General features: G+C 38.9%; 20 protein-coding genes and 1 pseudogene. 6 read left to right on the forward strand and 15 right to left on the reverse strand.

The window, feature by feature from the left end:
* Positions 1-95: 95 nt before the first annotated feature.
* Positions 96-1,262 carry a MalY/PatB family protein gene (locus HU830_RS02805; RefSeq protein WP_176942400.1) on the reverse strand — a complete coding sequence of 389 codons (1,167 nt, stop codon included), beginning with the start codon at positions 1,260-1,262 and terminating at the stop codon, positions 96-98.
* Entirely contained in the window at positions 1,259-2,125 is an 867-nt protein-coding gene (locus HU830_RS02810) for a DUF3737 family protein (RefSeq protein ID WP_176942274.1), read from the reverse strand. Before HU830_RS02810 ends, HU830_RS02805 begins: the two co-directional genes overlap by 4 nt.
* An 82-nt stretch (positions 2,126-2,207) precedes the next feature.
* Here HU830_RS02810 and HU830_RS02815 point away from each other — a divergent pair, with 82 nt between their 5' ends.
* Entirely contained in the window at positions 2,208-3,110 is a 903-nt protein-coding gene (locus HU830_RS02815) for a LysR family transcriptional regulator (protein WP_176942275.1), read from the forward strand.
* A gap of 3 nt (positions 3,111-3,113) precedes the next feature.
* Here the strand turns inward: HU830_RS02815 and HU830_RS02820 are convergent, their stop codons facing one another.
* From HU830_RS02820 to trpX, 5 genes are all read right to left on the reverse strand, one after another.
* Positions 3,114-3,623 (reverse strand): aldo-keto reductase family protein, encoded by a 510-nt coding sequence (locus tag HU830_RS02820; RefSeq protein WP_176942276.1) that lies wholly within the window; start codon positions 3,621-3,623, stop codon positions 3,114-3,116.
* Between the two features lie 96 nt (positions 3,624-3,719).
* Complete coding sequence (locus HU830_RS02825) at positions 3,720-4,265, reverse strand: NAD(P)H-dependent oxidoreductase (RefSeq protein WP_176942277.1); 546 nt, start codon at positions 4,263-4,265, stop codon at positions 3,720-3,722.
* 524 nt (positions 4,266-4,789) lie between these two features.
* Positions 4,790-5,551: an ABC transporter ATP-binding protein gene (locus HU830_RS02830; protein WP_176942278.1), complete on the reverse strand. Its 762-nt coding sequence runs from the start codon at positions 5,549-5,551 to the stop codon at positions 4,790-4,792.
* Positions 5,544-6,443, reverse strand: coding sequence for an ABC transporter permease (locus tag HU830_RS02835; protein ID WP_176942279.1), 900 nt, complete (start codon positions 6,441-6,443; stop codon positions 5,544-5,546). Before HU830_RS02835 ends, HU830_RS02830 begins: the two co-directional genes overlap by 8 nt.
* Positions 6,440-7,435, reverse strand: a complete 996-nt coding sequence (gene trpX, locus HU830_RS02840; protein WP_176942280.1) for a tryptophan ABC transporter substrate-binding protein — start codon at positions 7,433-7,435, stop codon at positions 6,440-6,442. The genes HU830_RS02835 and trpX overlap by 4 nt, the downstream gene beginning before the upstream one ends.
* A gap of 689 nt (positions 7,436-8,124) precedes the next feature.
* Here trpX and HU830_RS02845 point away from each other — a divergent pair.
* Entirely contained in the window at positions 8,125-8,553 is a 429-nt protein-coding gene (locus tag HU830_RS02845) for a MarR family winged helix-turn-helix transcriptional regulator (protein WP_176942281.1), read from the forward strand.
* On the forward strand, positions 8,546-10,813 hold the full coding sequence (locus HU830_RS02850; protein ID WP_176942282.1) for an ATP-binding cassette domain-containing protein: 2,268 nt from the start codon (positions 8,546-8,548) through the stop codon (positions 10,811-10,813). Before HU830_RS02845 ends, HU830_RS02850 begins: the two co-directional genes overlap by 8 nt.
* Positions 10,814-11,245: 432 nt before the next feature.
* On the opposite strand, the gene HU830_RS02855 is transcribed toward HU830_RS02850, so the two are convergent.
* From HU830_RS02855 to HU830_RS02875, 5 genes are all read right to left on the reverse strand, one after another.
* Complete coding sequence (locus tag HU830_RS02855) at positions 11,246-11,617, reverse strand: hypothetical protein (RefSeq protein WP_176942283.1); 372 nt, start codon at positions 11,615-11,617, stop codon at positions 11,246-11,248.
* Entirely contained in the window at positions 11,618-12,304 is a 687-nt protein-coding gene (locus HU830_RS02860; protein ID WP_176942401.1) for a PTS sugar transporter subunit IIC, read from the reverse strand.
* 617 nt (positions 12,305-12,921) lie between these two features.
* Positions 12,922-13,638: an ABC transporter gene (locus tag HU830_RS02865; protein WP_176942284.1), complete on the reverse strand. Its 717-nt coding sequence runs from the start codon at positions 13,636-13,638 to the stop codon at positions 12,922-12,924.
* Between the two features lie 4 nt (positions 13,639-13,642).
* Entirely contained in the window at positions 13,643-14,311 is a 669-nt protein-coding gene (locus HU830_RS02870) for an ATP-binding cassette domain-containing protein (protein ID WP_176942285.1), read from the reverse strand.
* A gap of 19 nt (positions 14,312-14,330) precedes the next feature.
* Entirely contained in the window at positions 14,331-14,816 is a 486-nt protein-coding gene (locus tag HU830_RS02875; protein ID WP_176942286.1) for a hypothetical protein, read from the reverse strand.
* A 1,204-nt stretch (positions 14,817-16,020) separates the two neighbouring features.
* On the opposite strand from HU830_RS02875, the gene HU830_RS02880 reads away from it, so the two are divergent.
* The 3 genes and pseudogenes from HU830_RS02880 to HU830_RS02890 all read left to right on the forward strand — a co-directional run bounded on the left by HU830_RS02880 (position 16,021) and on the right by HU830_RS02890 (position 17,958).
* The gene (locus tag HU830_RS02880; protein ID WP_176942287.1) at positions 16,021-16,707 is read left to right on the forward strand and encodes a sensor histidine kinase; all 687 of its coding nucleotides are present in this window, start codon (positions 16,021-16,023) and stop codon (positions 16,705-16,707) included.
* Between the two features lie 4 nt (positions 16,708-16,711).
* Entirely contained in the window at positions 16,712-17,449 is a 738-nt protein-coding gene (locus HU830_RS02885) for a LytR/AlgR family response regulator transcription factor (protein ID WP_176942288.1), read from the forward strand.
* A 246-nt stretch (positions 17,450-17,695) separates the two neighbouring features.
* Positions 17,696-17,958, forward strand: a pseudogene (locus HU830_RS02890) (type II toxin-antitoxin system prevent-host-death family antitoxin).
* 75 nt (positions 17,959-18,033) lie between these two features.
* Here the strand turns inward: HU830_RS02890 and HU830_RS02895 are convergent.
* The 3 genes from HU830_RS02895 to HU830_RS08990 all read right to left on the reverse strand — a co-directional run bounded on the left by HU830_RS02895 (position 18,034) and on the right by HU830_RS08990 (position 21,067).
* Complete coding sequence (locus tag HU830_RS02895) at positions 18,034-18,879, reverse strand: phosphoenolpyruvate hydrolase family protein (protein WP_176942289.1); 846 nt, start codon at positions 18,877-18,879, stop codon at positions 18,034-18,036.
* A gap of 5 nt (positions 18,880-18,884) precedes the next feature.
* The gene (locus tag HU830_RS02900; protein WP_176942290.1) at positions 18,885-20,102 is read right to left on the reverse strand and encodes a Tm-1-like ATP-binding domain-containing protein; all 1,218 of its coding nucleotides are present in this window, start codon (positions 20,100-20,102) and stop codon (positions 18,885-18,887) included.
* 83 nt (positions 20,103-20,185) lie between these two features.
* The gene (locus HU830_RS08990) at positions 20,186-21,067 is read right to left on the reverse strand and encodes a phosphoenolpyruvate hydrolase family protein (protein ID WP_267463529.1); all 882 of its coding nucleotides are present in this window, start codon (positions 21,065-21,067) and stop codon (positions 20,186-20,188) included.
* Positions 21,068-21,089: the final 22 nt, after the last annotated feature.

Consider the following 21,089-nt stretch of genomic DNA (forward strand, 5'->3'; position numbering starts at 1 on the left):
CAGATCAAAAAAATAATTTCAGACCCAAAGATCTCCCCGAAAAAAAATAATTTCAGGGAGATCTTTATTTATTACCTTTGATTTTTAAAGCATATTTATTTAGCTTGGTAGGTCGAAATACCTTGTCGTAAACGCTGGAGGCCGTCAGCTAACATCTCAGGTGGACAAGCAAAGTTTAAGCGAAGAAAATGCTTGCCATTGCCTCGATAAACCGTGCCGGCGTTCAAAATCAGCCCAGTTTCCGTACGCAAATGGGTGGCTAAGTCAGTCGCTGAAGAAGTCAGAACTTGCACGTCCAGCCAGAGTAAATAAGTTGCCCGACTAGAAACTACCCTAATAGTTGGTAGTTCTTGTTTGATGAATTCAATCGCCTGAGTATAATTAGCCCGTAATTGTTGTTTTAATTCCGCCAACCAATTTTGTCCTTGACTGTAAGCGGCGATGGTCCCCGGTAAGGCTAAAAGATTGGGTTCCGCCACTTCGGCTAGATTAAGTCCTTGCTCAACTCGAGCGCGTAAATCAGGATCGGGAACTATCACTGTGGCTGCATGTAAAGCCGCCAAGTTGAAGGTCTTGCTGGGAGAAACGAGCGTAATTGTCGACCGCCGCAATTTTTCGGGAAGTGAAAAAGTCGGTGTATAGTCTGGCCCCGCCCAAACCAAATCCCCATGAATTTCATCGGCCACTAAGATAACTTGGTTATCTTGACACAATTGTGCAATTTTTTGAATTTCAATCGAGGTCCAGACTTTTCCCACGGGGTTATGGGGATTACAAAGAATCATCATTGTTGTCAAGGGGTCAGCTAACTTGGTCGCCAAATCAGCCCAGTCGATTTGATACTCACCAGCTTGATAATACAGTTCATTGACAACCGACCGGCGACCATTATTTTCAATTGAATGATAAAAAATATTATAAACTGGGGCTTGAACTAAGATTTGATCTCCGGCCTGCGTTAGATGACGCACGATCGCTGACAGAGCCGGAATTACCCCCGTCGCGAATAAAAACCAGTCGATTTGGGGACGAGATTGATGTTCTCGAGTATACCACTCAGCAACCGCTTGAAAGTAATCTTGATGGGGAGTTTCATAGCCAAAAGCACCCAATTCCAATTTCTTCTGCAAAGCGGCAATAATTTCCGGAGCGGTAAAGAAATCCATATCGGCAATCCAAAGCGGTAATTCTCCCGGTTTAATATCCCATTTCACGGAATCGGTTTGCCAACGGGCGGGTGCTTTTTGAAAATCATACATTATTGCTTTCTCCTCTCAGCAATGGGCGTCTTCGTGGTAATCCGAGTTTGTTGGGGATCGACCTTCGTTGCATCTAAAATCAAAGTTTTGATTCCGGTAGCTTCGATAAAACCACTCGTTGGATTTTTAACACTCTCAATCGTAGTCGTAACCTCAGCAGCCAAATTCGTACAGTATTCAAAGGCCAAGGTCGTCTTCAGGAGCCGACAATTTTTCAAGGTTACTTGATCGCTATAACATAAGCCTTGATCACTGATGATTGTACAATTAACTAAAGTTAAGTTCTTCGTATTCCAAGCTAAATATTCTCCATTGAGCGTTGAATCGTAGATGGTTACATTTTGACAATTCCAAAAGGCATCTTTAGAAACAAAAGTTGAGTGATGAACTTCGACATTTTGGGAGCCATCAAAACAGTAATTGCCGACTAAACTAACATGATCTAGATAAATATTTTGGCTATCTTTGCCAAAGTAATCCCCTTTAACTTCGACATCTTCTAGCCGAAGATGATTACAAGTCCAAAAAGTTTCGGTCGCGTCCGCGAAATAAACTCTTTTTAAGCGCACATCTTGACAGCGCCGGAACAATTTAGGTGCTTGCAGCGTACAATCTTCCATCTGCAAATCTTGGGTATACCAAATTCCTGAACGAGCCATTGTTTCAAAAATCGTTTGCGATACTTTAATATGTTGACTATACCACAACGGGTATTTCCATTGAAAAATTGAGTTCTCCAATTCAATTTGGCGACTTTCTTTCAGGGGGGATTCCCCGGGGCCAAAAATCGTACTCACAATTTTCATTTTTTCTTGTGCAAAAAGAGAACGTTCACCTTCATAATAGGCATCTTTAACGGTTGTCATTTTTTATCCTTCTTCAAGAGAATCACATTTGCAAGTTCAACTGCGTGCTATACTAGTAATAAATTAAAGGGAGGTCGAAAGATTGGAAATTAGAGTTCTACGGTATTTTTTAGCAGTAGTCAACGAACGTAATATTTCTCATGCGGCCCAAAAACTGCACATCTCTCAACCAACCATTTCCCGACAAATTCAGGATTTGGAAGCTGAATTGGGAGTTCAACTTTTTCAAAGAGGGCATCGCCGGTTAAGTCTAACCCCGGCTGGCAATTACTTTGCCGATCAAGCCCGCCAAATCGTCGCCTTAGCCGATAAAACCCTCAATAATATTCAACCAAGTACCACTTTACAAGGTGAGGTGCTGATTGGCTGCGCCGAAGCACCAATGATTGTGACCATTGCCCAAGCGACCAAGCAACTCCAAAAACAGGCGCCCCAAATCCGGGTCAATTTACATAGTAGTGACGCCAATGAAGTTCACCAGCAGCTCCAAAACGGGGTGCTGGATTTTGGTGTGGTGATGGAACCAACTGCTAAAACTGATTACCATTTTCTCAGCTTACCGGGGACCACCAGCTGGGGAGTCTTGGTTCGCCGCGATTCTCCTTTAGCCAAGAAGGCTACCATCAAGGCCCCCGACCTCCGAAATGAGCCGGTGATTTTGCCACAACAGCTAGGCAATCGAGATCTCTTGGCTGATTGGCTGGGGAGTAATGATTCCCAACCCAAGGTGGTCGCCAGTTACAATTTAATCTACAACGCTTCGTTACTGGCTTTAAATCGGGTCGGGGTGGTTGTCGGTCTCAATGGGATTATCAATCCCACAAATACAGAACTGACTTTTATTCCCTTATCTCCTCGTCTAGAAGCCCATTCCAGCTTAATTTGGTCACGAATCCAACCGTTATCGCCCGCCGCGCAAGCATTTTTGAAAAGTATCCAAACCTTCTTACCCCAAAGCACAGCTTCTTTTTCACCCCCAGTCTAAATCTCAATCAAGCCAACTGGCGCTTAGTTGGGCCATTTCCCACTCTGATAAGCAAAAATTATTATTGGTTAGAGTTAAGGCAGCGGCCAATTCTAGCTGAGCAGAAACGGGCAATTTTCCCCCTTGAAAATCAATTTGATTAACCGCTGGAACTGCAGGAAAGGACTCCAAAAACTCCAGAAAATGTCGGGTCGGTACATTAATGACCCCTAGAGCCCGAATTTGTCCGACCTGATAAAGATCACATAAGATCTGCCAATTTTTGCTTTCCCCACCCCGTGGCAATTGAACTAGGCACAAATATAGATGGAAAGTCTGTAAATCGTCTAAAATCTGGCAAAAAGTAGTCTGGATTTCCCGATAACTTAAATCAGCGATTGTCACTTGCGCTGCTAAGAAAAGATCGGCGCGATTGATGCCACTTTCTTGGCTAGCTTGACCAATTGCCGTAGTCTTGGCCCTTTCTTTCGTTGTCAAGACCAAACGATAACCGGCCGCCAAAGTCCTCGTCACCAATTTTGTCCAGTCTACTTCGGCCCTCGTCGATCGAAGATCGATTCCTAATTAAATAATGGTGCTCCCATTATTTAACTGTAGCTGCATCATTTTTTACCTATCATTTAATTGATCATCTTGAAGATAACGGGCATAAGCTTGGGCCGTTTCTGCCAAACGAGCTTCAGAAAAATCGGCCAGAACGCCCGGAACTACAAACGGAGTTTGAAATCGGGTCCCAATCAGATCACTCGTTGCTTTAAAGGGAGCCAGCAATTCATCGATTGTATAGTGGAATTCACCGCCTAAATGATATTTGGCAGCGGGAGCACCCACCGTAATTGCCAAGAGTAATTCTTTTCCTTGTAAAGCGATTCCCTCGTGTCCGTAGGCCCAGCCATGGGTTAAAACCTGATCTTCCCATTGCTTCAATAAACTAGGTGAACTATACCAGTAAAAAGGAAACTGCCAGACGATTCGTTCACTAGCCGCCAACAATTTCTGTTCTTGGGCGACATCGATCTGTCCCTCAGGGTATTGAGCATATTCATCCCGAATCACTAATTGGGGATTATTTTGGTGGATTAATTCCTCTTGAAAACGCCGATTAACCCGTGATTGTTCTAAATGGGGATGAAAAATTAAAACTGCGGTTTGCATTATAAAAACCTCCTTCAAAAAACTTTGCGGCCTCTGCAATCTTGGTTATCCAGAGCATAGGCCTTCAGGCTAACGGGAAGTCAAGGAAGAGATGACCAAAACTTATTTCTATCAGTCAGCCTATTCAGCTAAGATCGCTCTCGCTTGCTAGTTTCCCAAGTTCTAACAAAACAGCTGCCAACCGCCGAGCTCAATTTCGACAAACAGCAGCTTGTAATGCCAAGCTAGCAAAGTCGGCCAGTCTCACAGTGAAAGAGTGGATCACTTGCTAAACTTCCTTGACATAATAAATCTGATGTAAAGATCCGCAAAAAACCCTGGAAAACAAAAAAATTTTATTTGTTGCTTTAGCTCTTTAAGTTCATTGTAAGGAGCTTATTTTTTTATGTAAAATACTTATTTTTAATGGAAAAGTATACAGATTTAGAATAGGAGGCGGATGAGAAGCAACTAGTTTAACTAGCCGACAAAAAAAGCCTTCCTCGAGGAAGACCCGGTAACTTCATGATTATTTAACCTTGGCTTTAAGCAAAATACTGAACCAATTCTTCTCGACGCAATTTTTGCTTAGCTTCTCCTTGTAAATCAGCGATAATTTGGCCATCTTTCAAGACCAATAGGCGATTACCATACTGTAAGGCATCGTCAATTTGATGGGTAATCATCAGCGCGGTTAAATGCTCTTTTTGAATCCGTTCATTTGTGGTCTGCATCAGTTGCGCACTAGTTTTGGGATCTAAAGCTGCCGTATGTTCATCCAAAAGTAAGATATCTGGTCGCTTGAGCGTGGCCATGAGAAAACTCAAGGCTTGGCGTTGGCCCCCTGATAATTCTTCGGTAGGAGTTAACAAGCGCTCTTCTAAGCCATTGTGCATTACCGCGGTCAGTTGGGCGAATTCTGCCAAGCGTGATTTTAAATGGCGCGGTTTCAAGAAGCGGTGTTGGCCCCGTTTTTCGGCCAAGAGTAAGTTTTCGGCCACAGTCATCCGCGGCGCTGTCCCCAGCTTGGGATCTTGAAAAACTCGACTCAAGAAATGGGTCCGTTGTTCTTCACTCATGCGGGTAATATCTTGACCATTATGTTTAAGATGACCAGCATCGACCCGGAGATTTCCCGCCAAAACATTGAAGAGGGTTGATTTTCCGGCGCCGTTGGTTCCGACAACGGTGATAAAGTCTCCGGCCTGAATGGTTAAGTCTAAGTTTTTCAAAATTTGCGTTTCTTGGGCGGTTCCCCGATTTACCAAGGTACTAACTTCTTCTAATTTTAAAATTGCTTCAGTCATGTTTCTTTCCTCCTGCCAACAGTGGTTTGCGCAAATGAACGTATTTTTCTAATTGCGGCAACATAATACATAATGCTAAGACAAAGGCCGAAATTAAGTTCAAGTCATTAGGGCTGAAGCCTAACTGGAGGACAGCCATAATGATTAAACGATAAATGATACTTCCTAAAGTTACCGCGACTAGCCGTTGACTCAAGGTCAATTCGCCAAAGGCCACCTCGCCGATAATGATTGAAGCCAAGGCAATAACGATGGTCCCAATTCCCATATTGATATCGGCATAACCGTTACTTTGAGCTACTAAAGCACCGCATAAGCCCACCAGACCGTTGGACAAAACGAGACCGACAATCACAATTAGATCAGTTTTAATTCCCAAAGATTTAGCCATTTTCGGATTATCACCGGTAGCAATGAAACTTTGACCATAGTCCGTATTGAGGAAAAAGATTAAGGCAATTGTTACTAGAGCAATGACGACCATTCCCAAAGTTACAGCATCAAAGTACTGACCTAAAAATTGAAAAACGGGATGTTTAAAGAGGGTCGGCTGTCCTAAAAGAGAAATATTCGATTTTCCCATGATCCGCAAGTTAATTGAATAAGCCGCCGTCATGGTTAAAATTCCGGCTAACAAACTAGGAATTTTTCCTTTGGTACACAACAAGCCCGTAACTAAACCAGCCAACATTCCACTCCCGCAAGCAGCTAGAGAAGCCAACAAGGGCGACACCCCATGAGTGATTAAGACAACTGCGGTTGCTGCTCCCATCGGGAAAGTTCCTTCAACAGTCATATCTGCAAAATTTAAAATTCGGAAAGTTAGATATAAACCTAATCCGAGTAAAGCCCATAAGAGTCCTTGTCCAATAGCGGAGACGATTAAATTCATTTGTAAACCTTCCCTTCTGTTTCAGCTTCATGTTGGAAGCCAGCTGGCACTTTTAAGCCTAGTTTTTGTGCTTGTTTCAAGTTCAAAATTGGTTCACCGTGACGGAGGTACTTAATTGCAGTTGTGGCCGGTTTCTTATCTCCTCGTAAAACAGCTACGGTCATTTTCGCTCCTTCTTGGCCTAAACGATACTGATTAATTCCATAAGTAGCCACGCCACCTTGTTTAACCATCGCATCCACCGCTGGAAAGACGGGCTTATTGACGGCATTGGCATTCTTGATCAAAGTTTGCATGGCGCCGGCAATAGTATTATCAGTCGCGACAATCACCCCTTCAACTTCGGACAGACATTGTTGAGAGACTTGATTCAAGTCATTACTATTGGTAATTGCGTAAGACTTCAATTCAATGTGATGCTTACGTGCTTCTTTAACAAATAATGCTTGTTCCGTAGAAGCAGATAAATCACTAGAAGTATAGATAATTCCCAATTTTTTCACATGGGGCATAAATTTCAGAACTAAGTTAAATTGTTCCTTAACCGGAGCCTGATTACTAATTCCGGTAATATTGCCACCCGGATGCCGATTATTCTTGATGAGCCCAGCTCCTTGGGGATTGGTAACTGCCCCTAAAAGAATCGGAACTTTAGAAGTGGTGCTCGCTAAAGCTTGGGAAGCCGGAGTAGTAATTCCGTATAAGACATCTGGCTGGCTATCGATCAATTTATGCGCCATCGTCTGTAAATTACTTTGATCACCTTGAGCATTTTGATACTCAATCGTCACATTCTTGCCATCATGATAACCTTCCGCCGCCATTTGGGCTCGAAAGCCGGCATAAATCTGATCCAGTGACGGATGGTGCATTAAATTTAAAACTCCCACGCGGGGTTTAGTGACTTGGGCTTGAGGTTGATTACCTTTTTGGAAATAACCAAAGCCCAGACAAACCAACAACAAAGCAATTATCGTATACATTCGTTTCATTTGTGCTCCACCTTTCTACAAAAAAGAGAGTTCGCCACGTCGCGAACCCTCTCGAAAAAAAAAGAAGCTCGTACGTGGGATCCGTACAAGCTTCCATTAATTAATTTAAAATTATTAATTGGCTAGCCGGTACGGATTCAATCTGAAAAGTCCCAGATTGAATCCGCCCTGCGGTCAATCCGAGTTACCAGCTTTGCCAACTGCTATTCAATTGTAAGATTTGATAAACTCGCATTGATCTAAACTCCTTTTAATTTGTCGAAGATATTATAAGCCCCAGATGAGAAAAATGTCAAACAAAAATTTTGCTAATCTTCAAAATCCGTCAATTTCCTTGACCAATCAGATTTTCCGAAGTAAAAAGGACGGAGTTAGAATTACTTTTAGCAGCGTCCTCTTCCCAGAATCTTTTAACTTTTATGAGAAAACAATCCATCAAGCTATTATCAAGTCAAATCTGTTGGATTAATTTTGCTTTGATGAATTTTTACTTATTCTTAACTTTTGTAAATAGTCGTGACCAGTTATCTTGTGATTCATATAAAAAATTTTTGAGAATAGCCATTGCTCTTGTAATAAGAAGCTTAATTGCTTCTTTTTTGTGTATTTGAAAGAGATTATCATTGCAGGTAATTGCAATAATGATATAATTACCAAATGGAAACTATTTAATTAGAGAGGAAATAAATATGGATAAAAATTTTACCAATACGCTAATGCAATTGCAATGTGAACTAGTGGCTGAACGAAATCTGGTCAATCCTAATGAAATTACTTGGACCCAATACGATATTTTAATTACTTTGACTCAAGGTGCGAAATTACCTTCGGAATTAAGTCGCGTCTTAGGTCTAACCCGGTCGAAACTATCTAAAAACTTGGTTAACCTACGTAATCTCAATTACATTGAACAAGTACCAAGTAAAAATGATCATCGAGAGATGATCACGAGTTTGACGATTACGGGGAAGGAATTATTATCTAAAATAGATGTTGGCCACCAGCATTTGGCCAAAGTTGCTGCCGAAGTATTTTCAACTGACGAACAAGCAGAGTTTGCTAGATTGGCGAACAAAATGAATACCTCATTGCAAGAGGAGCGAATAAAGAATGACTAGTTCAAGGGACTATATTGAAATAGTTGATGCTAATACACATAATTTACAACACGTTAATTTAAAGATTCCCAAACATAAAATTTCAGTTTTTACCGGGGTCTCTGGTTCTGGAAAATCGTCGCTCGTATTTTCAACTTTAGCAGCTGAATCACAAAGACAGGTACACAAAACCTATAGCACCTATATTCAACAATTATTGCCCAAATATGATCATCCAGAGTTGACTAGAATCAAGAACTTACCTTTCTCGATTGTTGTTGATCAAAAACCAATCACGGGTAATATTCGCTCAACGGTTGGAACGTATAGTGAAATTTACACCGGCTTACGGCTCTTATTTTCGCGCCTAGCCCAACCCTTCATTGGCTATTCCATGGCCTATTCGTTCAACAATTTACAGGGAATGTGTAATTACTGTCAAGGTACCGGCCGCTCCCAAAAAATTATCCTTTCGCAATTGCTTGCTAAAAATAAGTCTTTAAACCAAGGCGCCATTAATTTTCCGACTTTTCAACCCGGCGGCTGGCGTTTGTCGCGCTACACAGAAAGCGGCTTTTTCAATTCTGATTTACCATTAAAGGACTGGTCCGATGAGAAACTCACCTTATTTTTATATGGAAAGGAGCAAAGGCCTCCTCATCCAAGCAAGAATTGGCATCAGACCGCAAAATATCTGGGCTTAATCCCCCGCATTGAAGAAAGTTTTCTAAATAATGAAGCTCAAAAATATCAAACTGAGATTAATCGGATCACGACAATTGAGGAGTGTCCCTATTGTCACGGAACTAGAGTGAATCAAAAAGTTCTGAGCGCCAAGATTAATAAACTTAATATTGCTGATTGCGGTAATCTAGATTTAAATGATTTAAAAACTTGGCTAGAACAAATTACCTTTCAAAAAGTTCAACCAATAATTACTGAATTATTAGTTAAAATCAAAACTTTATTAAATGTAGGTTTAGGCTATTTAAATTTAAATCGGAATACAAATACTTTGTCCGGTGGCGAGGGCCAACGGTTAAAGCTGGCTAGTTATCTTAACAGTTCCTTAAGTGATGTTTTGTATATTTTTGACGAACCAAGCACGGGTCTACATTCGCATGATTTGCGAGGAATTAAACGAATTTTTTATAAGTTGCGCGACCAAGGTAATACTGTAGTGATTGTTGATCACGACCCAGAGATGATTAAAATTGCTGACCAGATTTTCAACTTAGGTGAAGCTGCTGGAAGCAAGGGCGGAAATCTAACTTACCGAGGTGATCTAACTGGACTTCTTGCTTCAAACACCATTACGGGTAAATTTTTACGTAATCCGGGGTCGCTTACCCCAATTACTAAGCAAAGACTTTTTCTTGATTTTTTTGAACTAGTAAACGTTTCTCAGCATAGTATCAAGAATGTGTCGGTTCGTTTCCCTAAAAAGGCCCTGACGGTGATCACTGGAGTTGCCGGATCAGGTAAAAGTACATTAGTTAACCTCTTTAAACAACAATTTTCCCAAACCGTAACTCTTGATCAAAAAGCCATTCATCGTACTCCGCGCTCCAATATTTTAACTTATCTAGATTTATTTGATGGCCTCAGAAAGACTTTTGCCAAAGCAACCGGAGAAAATGTATCCCTATTTTCTTTTAATGGGCAAGGGGCCTGTCCAAAGTGTAAGGGTAAGGGAATTATTAAACTGGATCTGGCCTATATGAGTGATACTTATGAAGTTTGCGAGGCTTGCCAGGGAACGCGTTACTCTGCCAAAGCCTTAAAATTAAAATATCATGATTATAATATTGCTGAAATTCTCGATATGTCAGTAGCTAAGGCTGAACAAATTTTTAGAGGTAAGCTTCAGCCAGCATTAAAAAAGTTGGGTCAAGTCAATTTAGACTATCTTAAGTTAGGTCAAAGTTTAGATACTTTTTCCGGAGGTGAGTTACAAAGACTTAAGTTAGCCAAGGTTTTAATTCAAGGGACTAGCAAAACGTTAATTTTGGATGAACCTACTAGTGGCCTACATGAAGCTAATGTACAAAGTTTAATCGATTTATTAACTAGTTTAATTGAAAATCATGGCCTAACAATAATCGTGATTGAACACAATTTACGTTTAATGGGGCAAGCAGATTGGCTAATTGATCTGGGACCTGCCGCCGGCCTTAACGGTGGTCAAGTTCAATTTCAAGGTTACCCTGTGGATTTAGTTAAGCAAAATAGAACTTTCACGGCCAAAGCCATGCGTAAGTATTTTAAAGTAGAAGACTAATCACTCTGCCCAGGTTCAAGTTTTACCTTGCATGCGAATAATTAGAATAGCTGTTAGGTCTTGATTTGTCTTAACTAGTTTGGACTTATCAAGGGGTCTTATACAGGGGGGCTACTTTGAGCCGACAGAAAAGAGCTCCACTATAAATAATTTTAGGGATTCAGGCTTTTAGCTGGATTCCTATTTTTTTAAAGATTTTGGGAGAGTTGAAATAGACTTCTTAGGGATGACCGTAAGAAAATATACATGGTTTGGACTTTTAAATTAATTAGTTGTGGTAACTTAATTTTATCTAAGAATCAGGATTAGCCGCCAAACAAATTATTTTGGTTTTGCCCAGAATCAAGTCCACAGACAAACAAAAATTAATTTTATATTAAAAAAAACTCTCCACACTAGAGAGCGCTTTTCAAGCAAGTATTGATCTTCTAATTAGTAAGCAAATTGTCGGTAGTAACGCCGGGAGTCCAAATCATGGCCAATATTTAAGGAATACAAGGTGGCTAAGCAATCCGTCAAAATAGAAGTTACAATCATCGGGGCACAAATCCGCCGAAGGTCATCATCAATTCCTTCGAAGACAAAATCCTTCATATCAAAAACTTCTAACTTATTCGTATGTTTTTGGGCAAAGCGTTCTACGCACTCATCTAAAGGACGATATTCATCTTCCCCCTTAACCAAGAAGACCGGAAGGGTGTCATCGATCAATTCTAAAGCTCCATGGAAAAATTCAGCGGAAGTCACCGGACGAGTCCGCACCCATTGCATTTCTTCCAAAATACACATGGAAAAGAGGGCCATTTATCCCCATAACATCCCGGAACCGACAATCATGGTCAACGATTCTTGATAATACTGGCGGGCAATTTCGTCTCCCCACGGCTCGAATTCTTCGCAAAAGCGTAGTAAATTGGGATGTAACTGCCGCATTTGATCAGCAAAACAATCATATTCGGTAAAGTAACCCCAGTCTTGATATAAGCGCAAAGCCAGTAAGAAATATAAGTGGTAGGAGTCTTCACAGTCACCCATTGGATTAGAACCAAAGTAGAAAGCCAGTGGTGTAAAGATAATTCCACACCAATTTTGCACACCGGCCAGCAGCATGTTCCGAGTCAAGGCGCGTGTATTGGCAACCGCAGCATTTTTATCAATGCGATGGATTAAAATCAACATTAGAGGTTGACCCAAAGCGGTATTCATCGCCAACATAATGGTGGCTACCGGAATTCCTAAAGTCAAAACCGCTGCTGCTGTAGCATGAGATTGAATCGCTAGCGACACTCCCAAAACCGTTCCCGCAATTAAATCCGGGGGATTGTAGGCTCCGACCGAAACTGCTCCGACCATCGCTAACTCTAAAGTCGCTCCCATAATAATTCCAGCTGATAGGTCACCAAAGACCAAACCCACTAAGGGTCTCAAAATAATTGGTCGTTGAAGATAACTTGTTCCGGTCAACCACTCGGAATAGCCTAGAAAGGTAATTAAATGGACAGTTCCTCTTCATCAGATGAACAAAGAAAACATGATTAAATCAGAATTAGTGTTTAACTAGTCGATACTTGAGTGTAAAAACTAGATGATCCTTACAATTCCATCTAGTGTGTGCTAAGCTATTAGCTTCTTGTTTCAAGACCAAAAAACTTCCTTTCAATTTAGTTATGGTTGCTAGCCAAAAACTATTATATCGAAAGGAAGTTTTTCACGCTAAAGCTGTTTTGTCACCCACAAGTAAAACTTGTGGTTTATTCGATCGTATTAAATTAAAGGCTCTTGTGGACCTCTAGTTAAATTCGGAAACAAATTATTGATATAAAACATTAATATGGATTCACCAATTATAATAGCTGCCAGTTTGGTCTTCCAACCATTCGAAGATTTAAATTCAGTTACGAACTTATTCCAAAACTTTCTCAAGATCAAGCCTCTCTATAAATATGATAATCCAACGAATAAAATGGTGCCTTATTTATAGTACAATACAAATAATTATTTTTGCTTAATTAATTATTAAATTTGAAACATTAAATTGAGAGCTATTATTTATATTTTTTTCAGATTTAATGTTTTCCAATTAGATTAAATAACTACTCGGACAAAGACTAATCATTAGATGCACTCTTCCGCTCCTTCGGAATCAAAAAGTATAACGGTAAAATATTTAATCCGATTGTAGCAATAAATAGTAGCACGTCTTGGTAGTTAACTGCCTTCCCATCGATAATTGCTTGCATCAAGTTATTGTAATAATAACCTGGAAAGATCATCTGAATCTTGCTGATTAGGTGAATAAAATCTCCGGAGCCAATTTGATCAAAAGGAATAATGGTCATCGCCGCAATGATAATAATTGGAAAGCTGACCGTATCAATGATCTTAGAATCTAGTCGCACTCCCATGACAAATCCAATAGCACTAAAATACAGTCCCATAACCATCAGAAGTCCAAACTGCTCAAATAAATGAAATTCTAGTTTTAAATGAAAAAAAATAACCGCTGCTAGTAATACCACCATAAAAATCAAAAAATTTAGAATTAACTGAACGAATCCCTGATCAAAAAAATAATTCTTTATTGTATATCTTGAAATTCTGGCTTGAAAAAAATAAAATTGAGAATTAGAAGAAATTCTTTTACTAAAAGTCGCTAGACTATTTCCTATAATTCCAATAAATACAGCTACTCCCAGCATCATAACAGGAGGTAAATCATGTTGCAGATTATAAAGAAGAAAATACCATGTAACTGGAATAAACATCGTAAACATCAAAAACCTTTTATTTCTTAACACCTGTTTTATTTGAATTAGTTTAGTCAACTTGTTATCCCCCTCGAACTACTTGCCGGTAATATTCTTCTACCGTTTGTCCAGAATCGTGAATTTCACTGATAGCAATATTTGCTGCAATTACACCTTCATTTAAAATGCAAACTTGATCAAAAAAATTATCAATTTGATTAAAATCATGCGTAATTATAACGGAAGTAAATGCACTCTTTTTCATCAGATCCCAAAAATTATCTACTGCATTTAAATCCATTCCAGTAGTAGGTTCATCCAAAAATACAATTTCAGGATTATTCAAAATACTTAATAACAGAGATAGTCTTCGCTTTTGTCCGCCAGAAAGAGTTGAAATATAACTTCTACTAAAATTTTCTAATTCTACCTTCTGAAGTAACTGCTGGCAATTATCTGTTTTTAAATTACACATACTTAGCTTTAAAGCTACAATTTCTTCAACCCTAAGATCATCGATCAAAATATCATCTTGAGGCATGATTCCCATCTCAGAATCAAATTTTAAATTAGTTTTAATACTGCCACTGTCAGTAGTGATTTCCCCTGATATTATTTTGATTAATGTCGATTTACCAGCACCGTTATTCCCTAATAACGCCACATTATTAGCCTTCTTTATATTAAACGATACCCCCTTTAAAACTTGCTTGTCCTTAAATTTTTTATAAACATTTTTGACTTCCAACATTTTCAATTACCTCTTCTTGTCAAGATTCAACTATATATTCCATCAGATTACTATTTTTAATTAATTTAGGATAAACCTCTTCAACTATAAACCAATCTACGTTTTTAATATAGCTAATCATCACATCTAAAGACATTAGTGACCCTAAATCAACGAAGATCGGCTTCTCAAATTTATTTTTAAAGTTCAGATCAACCGAAAATTCTCTAATATATATTTTTGAGTTAAAATCAACGGTCTCTCTTAAATACAGTATCTTTGAAACATTATCCTGCCTTTTAGATAGCTCTTCCAACACATCAATTGAGCGAAGAAGAACTTTCTTTCCAGCTATAACTAAAGTTTCAGAATTAAACGTAATCCGTGGAGATATATATTTACTAAGACTAGAATTCTTAGAATATTTATCTCTTAAAACCAGATCACCTAGATCGAAATACATTCCGCCTGTCAAATTTATACTGTTAAACATCGCTAAAGTTTTTGGCAAAACCATTGGCGTCATGCTTCCCAAAAATGACAAGAATATTTCTTGGCCACCACTTGAGCAACGAGTACATAATCTAATATTTTTTCAATCACTTAACTTATGTGCTTATAATAATATCTAAATTATATATATCTAATTACATTAAATTAAATCATCTACCCCTGAATGGTATGATTTCAGTCATGACTGGTATTCTAAGTATGCTTAGTAAGTGATTTTACGTATCATCTAAAATAGACGTTATTTGTTACCATATGGTAAATACACCATTTCTTACGATCCCAAATTATTAGAATACTCATATAAATTAACTAGTTTCGCCGTTATGATCATACTGTTTTAAAAAATTAAAATAATTATTGATTTTATTTTTTAAAATAACATTTTATCAAGCAATAGTCATAATACACTTATAAAAAATTTTAAAGATGATGTATAATAACTGTAGGGGGATGCAAAGATAATTAAAGGGGCAATAAACGTATAACACTATTTATCGGAATTATATTTACTGCTATTAATATCAATGCAGGGTTGTTTCTAGGGGGCTTGGAACCTACCAATCCAAAGTTAAACAATCCCAAAAACAAAGATGTTCGATCTAACTTTTAAATTATTATTTCTCTTCTTACAAGCATCAACTTTACTGTTGTTGTATTTTAATTTGACTCAAATTCGGATCTCTAAACTAGGGATTATTCTCTTTCCAATTATTTTAATTGCTTCTTATTTGACTATGAGCTACTTCTTCTTCCTACCTTTACTAGCTTATTTCTATATTATTGGACAGAAATACAGTTTCCTTAGGCTTCGACGGTTCTCTTGGTTTTACAGCGTCTATACCTTATTTTCTTATTCTATTTTTTCCTATTCTACGCAAACCTTATTTAACTTCTTTTTCCAAGATACAGTTCTTCGTTGTTACTCTGGAATTTTCAATTTAATAACTATCGTCTTAGCCCCACTTTGCTGCAATTATTTAATTTTGAAGCTTATTGGACCAGACCTAGACTTTATGTCCCGACATTCTGAACACTTTGATAAAACTTTTTTCCTGAGTATCAACCTTCCCTTAACTTTCTTTTGTACAATTCAAATTATTACCCACTGGGCCGAAAGTTTCTTAGTCTCCAAAAATAATCCTCTACGTATTTATATGCTAGTTTTATTTCTAATCCTGGTTATCGTGACAATTAAATACCTCCAGGATAGAATTAACTTGGTTAATAAGAAAAAAATTCAAAGTTTAAAAGATCAGCAGTTAATTGATTTAGAACATTACGTTAACCAGATCGAAAATACTTATGAGCAATTGCGATACTTTCAGCATGACTTCAAAAATATTCTGATTAGTCTCAATGAAAGTATCAAAACTAACGACATTAACCTCGTCCGGGAAAATTATCAGCATATTTTAAAATCACAAAACATCGTCCAAGATACCAACAAATCAGAACTGAATTTCCCTAAATTAAACAATATCAAAAATATGCTGATCAAAAGTATTCTCTACGCTTATTTAGTTCAAGCTACGCAAAAACGGGTCCCTGTTACTTTAGAAGTCACAGAACCAATTGTGAATGAACCGATTGATACTTTCGACTATGTCCGGCTTCTCTCCATCTTACTCGACAATGCCCTAGAAGAAGCCGAAAAATACCCAGATGGAGTAGTTCATCTTTGCTTTATTAAGAATAACGACTTGACTGTCATTATCGAGAATACCTGCCATGAAAACTACAAGCAACTTCCTGAATTATTTAAAAAATCAATTTCCTCTAAGGGAAAACAGCGTGGCCTAGGTTTAGCCAGTGCTGAAATGATTTTAAATAAATACAAAAATATTTCCCTGGAAACTCAGGTAGCCGGACAAGTCTTTACTCAAAAAATGATAATGAAGTGGTAATTAAATGAATGTTTATATTTTAGAAGACGATCTTTTTCAACGTCAAAAACTAGCAACTACCGTTAACCAAATCATCACCGAAAACAAATGGCCTCTGACCAAAGTTTCTCAGACCAGCAAACCTCAAGAAATTCTTACCCAAATAAGCAACGGATCTACATATAATTTGTATCTTCTAGATATTCAAATTAAGAATAATTCCAAAAGTGGTCTCGAACTGGCACAAAAAATTCGCAGCCAAGATGAAATGGGGATTATTGTCTTTGTTACTACCCATTCCGAATTCGCCGCTAGAACTTACGCCTATAAAGTTTCTGCTTTTGATTTCATTGATAAAACTTGGTCTCCAGCAATAATTAGTGATCATCTCACTGATGCTCTCAATAGCTTATACAAAAAAACACTTCAGCGAGAAAACAAGGCTGAAATGTTTAATTTCCAAAACCAAAATTCGAATTTTCGAGTTCCTTTTAACGATATTCTTTATTTTGAAACCACCAGTATCTCCCATAAACTAAAGCTAATTTGTAAAGATCGAGTTATCTCTTTCTATGCATCGATGAAATCAATTGTTGATTTAGATGACCGTTTTGTTCAATGCCACCGCTCCTATATCATCAATTTAGCTAATGTTACCCAAATTGACCGCCGGAAAAACTTAGTCTTCTTTTCCAAGAATCAGCATTGCCTCATTACTCGGCGTAAAATTAAATCAGTTTTAGAGCAACTCCAACAATTGTAAGAAAAAGGGTGATTTCAGAGACGCAAAAAAGAGTCTGCAACATAAGCCTCTATTTAAAAATAATAAAAAAACTGAACGTCCAACACCTGCTCAGTTAATAACCCCCCGATATGTATAATTATTATAATATGAATCAAATGATCTTAAGCTAGGCGCAAGACAAGACTGATGTAGCACCTGTTGCATAGTTTTAGCCCCTTTAAGTACAAATTAAAGTACAATATTAAGTACCAAGAGAGGGTGGTAATGACATCAACACTAATACAAAGTGACTCTCGCGCTAACCTAAATAAATATTTAGATCAAGTTAATGACGAAGACGAAACTATTTATATTGCACGTTCAAATAATCGAGCAGTGGCCGTCGTTTCACAAGAAAAATGGCCTAGTTAGAAAAAGCATTAAAAGCGAAAGAAGGCTCATTAGAATATGCAATTGTACGTGATCAATTAATTAAACGACATGTTTTACCGGACGATGAAATTGTAGAATCAAACGATGATTATTGAGGTCAATTTAAGACATAAAAAAAACTCGTTAAAATTATCTAGCGAGTTTTTTGCTGAGCAAATTCCGATTTAAGATTAGTTTTGTGCTAATTGACCGTTCAAAGATTTAAATTTTTCCGTCTGCTCTTGAATACTCTTTTCGGTAGCCAAACGTTCAATACTGGAAGCTCCAAAGAAACCATCTAATCCTTGAACATGATTAATGACATATTGGGCATCTTGCGGTTCGGCAATTGGTCCCCCATGACAAATCACCATCACTTCTGGATTAACTGCCCGACCCGCATCAAGAATCGCTTGGACTTTAGCGACACTTTCATCCAAGGTCAAGGCTGTCTGAGCCCCAATGGCCCCTTTCGTGGTCAAGCCCATATGGGCGACTAAAATATCCGCACCGACTTGAGCCATCTTTTGGGCTTGTTCTGGGTCAAAAACATAGGGAGTCGTCAACATATCCAATTGATGGGCTTCTTTGATCATTTCTACTTCTAGATCATACCCCATCCCGGTTTCTTCCAAATTTTGCCGGAAAGTACCATCAATTAACCCTACCGTAGGGAAATTTTGGACACCATTAAAACCTTGATTCTTTAACCCTTGCAGATAAATCGGCATGACCCGAAAAGGATCAGTTCCACAAACTCCCGCTAAAACCGGCGTATGTTGAACTACGGGAATTACTTCATGCCCCATCTCTTCCACGATCTGATTAGCATCACCGTAAGACAACAAGCCAGCCAAAGAACCTCTCCCAGCCATCCGGTAGCGACCAGAATTATAAATGATCAGCATGTCGGCTCCCCCGGCCTCACTACTCTTGGCCGTGATTCCGGTGCCCGCTCCAACACCAACTAAATATCCTCCATTTTGACGAATAGTCCGAAAATCAGCTAAAATCTCCTGGCGTGTTCTCTGATCCATGATTATTAATTTCCTTTCTCTGTGATTAATTTCAATAATTCAACTACACATTCTTGGGCAAATTCAGGGGCATTAATATTACAATCTATTTCTCGAATCTTAATTAGTTCGTTTTGAATATTTTGTTTAAATTCTGTAACAAAGGCTTGATCGGCTTGGGGGTTAGCAAAAGGTTGTCCCGGTCCACTAATTTCTGAAAAGCCTTGACTAGGAATCAAGACGGTCAAAGGAACTTGGGTCGCATTTAATTTCGTGGCCACAATTTGCCCCAACTGGCGATTTTCAGCCACCGTCGTCCGTATTAAGGTAACTGCCGGATTATGTTGTAAAAACTGGCGGCCTTGGAATCGCTCCGTAACCGTTTCTCGGGGACCAAAATTGACCATATCCAAGGCTCCTGGAACCACAACCTCAGGAATTTTTTGGGCAATCGCCGCTTCTAAACGATGCGGTCCAGCACTCAAAACCCCACCAACTAACTCATCAGCTAATTCTGTCAGGGTTAGATCAAGGACTCCAGCAAAATAATTTTGCTGGATTAAACTTTCTAAAGTTCTGCCACCGACACCAGTAGCATGAAAGACCAAAGAAGTATAACCCTTTTGATCAAATAACTGCTGCGCTTGGTCAACTGCCGGAGTCGTGACCCCGAACATTGTCGTTCCAATTAAGGGTCTTTGAGCGGTCGAAACTTCTGAATGGGAATTAACCATTCCCGAAACCGCTGCGGCCGAATTATCAAAAATAGTTTGCGAAATTTGATTCAAACCGGCAACATCGACGATCGAGGGAAACATCACAATATCACTAGTTCCCACGTAAATCCGAGTATCTCCCGAAGCAACAGTGGACACCATAACTTTGGGCACACCTAAAGGTAAAGCCTGAAGGGCCGGAGTTACCAAAGACGTTCCTCCACTACCGCCTAAAGAAATTACTCCCGCAAACTTTTGGGCTTGATATAGTTGTGGTAATAAGACGGTTAAACTCTGGCCCAAGATGGCATTGACTTCTCCGCGATGATAATTAGTTCGCAAATCAGTCAAGGAAATTCCGGTAATTTTCGCTAAATCAGCTGGCGAAACTGCTGTTTGAAAATCTGATGCAAAGACTCCAACATTGATTGTCAAAACCTGATTACCTAACCGTTCCAAAACTTTTTGAACGTAGGTTAACTCTTTTCCTTTGGTATCAAAAGTTCCGACAAGAGCAATTTTTCCCATCTAATTCCTCCAATCCTAAACTGGGGTACACCGTTAGCATAATTCGGAAACGTTTCCAGTTACAGGTGGAATTATAAGCAAGTTTAGTCTTTAGATAAGATTCGCTGGTTTTTATAATTTTGGGGTGATAATAACAGGCGCTTTTTAAAGATTTTTTGAAATTGCGCATAGTCAGAATAGCCGACTGCCGCAGCAATCGTATTTAAAGGTTGGTTCGTTGTGGTCATCAATTCTAGAGCCTGATTGAGGCGAAAAGTAATTAAGTATTCGGTAAAGGAAAAGGCCGTTTGCGCTTTAAAAATTTTACTCAAATAAGGCGCTGATAAGTGTAAATGGACCGCTAAATCTTGGAGACGAATACTTTCGGCATAATGTTCTTGAATAAAAGACTCCACAAATTTAACTGGATCATAATAATTTTTCACAGACTTAGTTGTTGATTCAGTTGCCGTTTGCGGCGAATTTTTAAAAACTCGAATTTGTTCTCCTAGTGACTGTTCCGGAATAATTCTTTCTAGGGCTGACCCGCCAATAAAACCATCAACTCCCGCCACTTGTTGATAAACAAATTGAACTTCAGCGGCAGTAGTTAAAATTCCGCCGTAGATCATCACGAAACTAGTTGCTTTCTTTTCTTTTAAAGCCTGTACGATATCTTGAATTAATTGCACTATTTCGCGCAAAGTCTGCAACTGGCTAGCTCCGTGCCGACCACCGCTGGTTAAACCTAAGTGAATACAAATAATATCGACGGGAATCGCCTGGGCTTGCAAGGCTTCGGTCACATTGGTGACAAAAGCCACCGTAAATAGGCCCTGATGGTGAGCCGCGCGCAGAAAAGCAATTTCTTGGCTGAAATTAATCTGAGCCGCAGTTAGGGCCTCACGAAACTGGCCGTCAATCAAACTGATTGTCGGATAATTAACTACCCCATAAATCCCGTAACTTTGAATGAAATGAAACAATTCTTGCCAATTTAAGAAGGGA

The sequence above is a fragment of the Bombilactobacillus apium genome (assembly GCF_013385145.1).
In the GTDB taxonomy this organism is placed as follows: domain Bacteria; phylum Bacillota; class Bacilli; order Lactobacillales; family Lactobacillaceae; genus Bombilactobacillus; species Bombilactobacillus apium.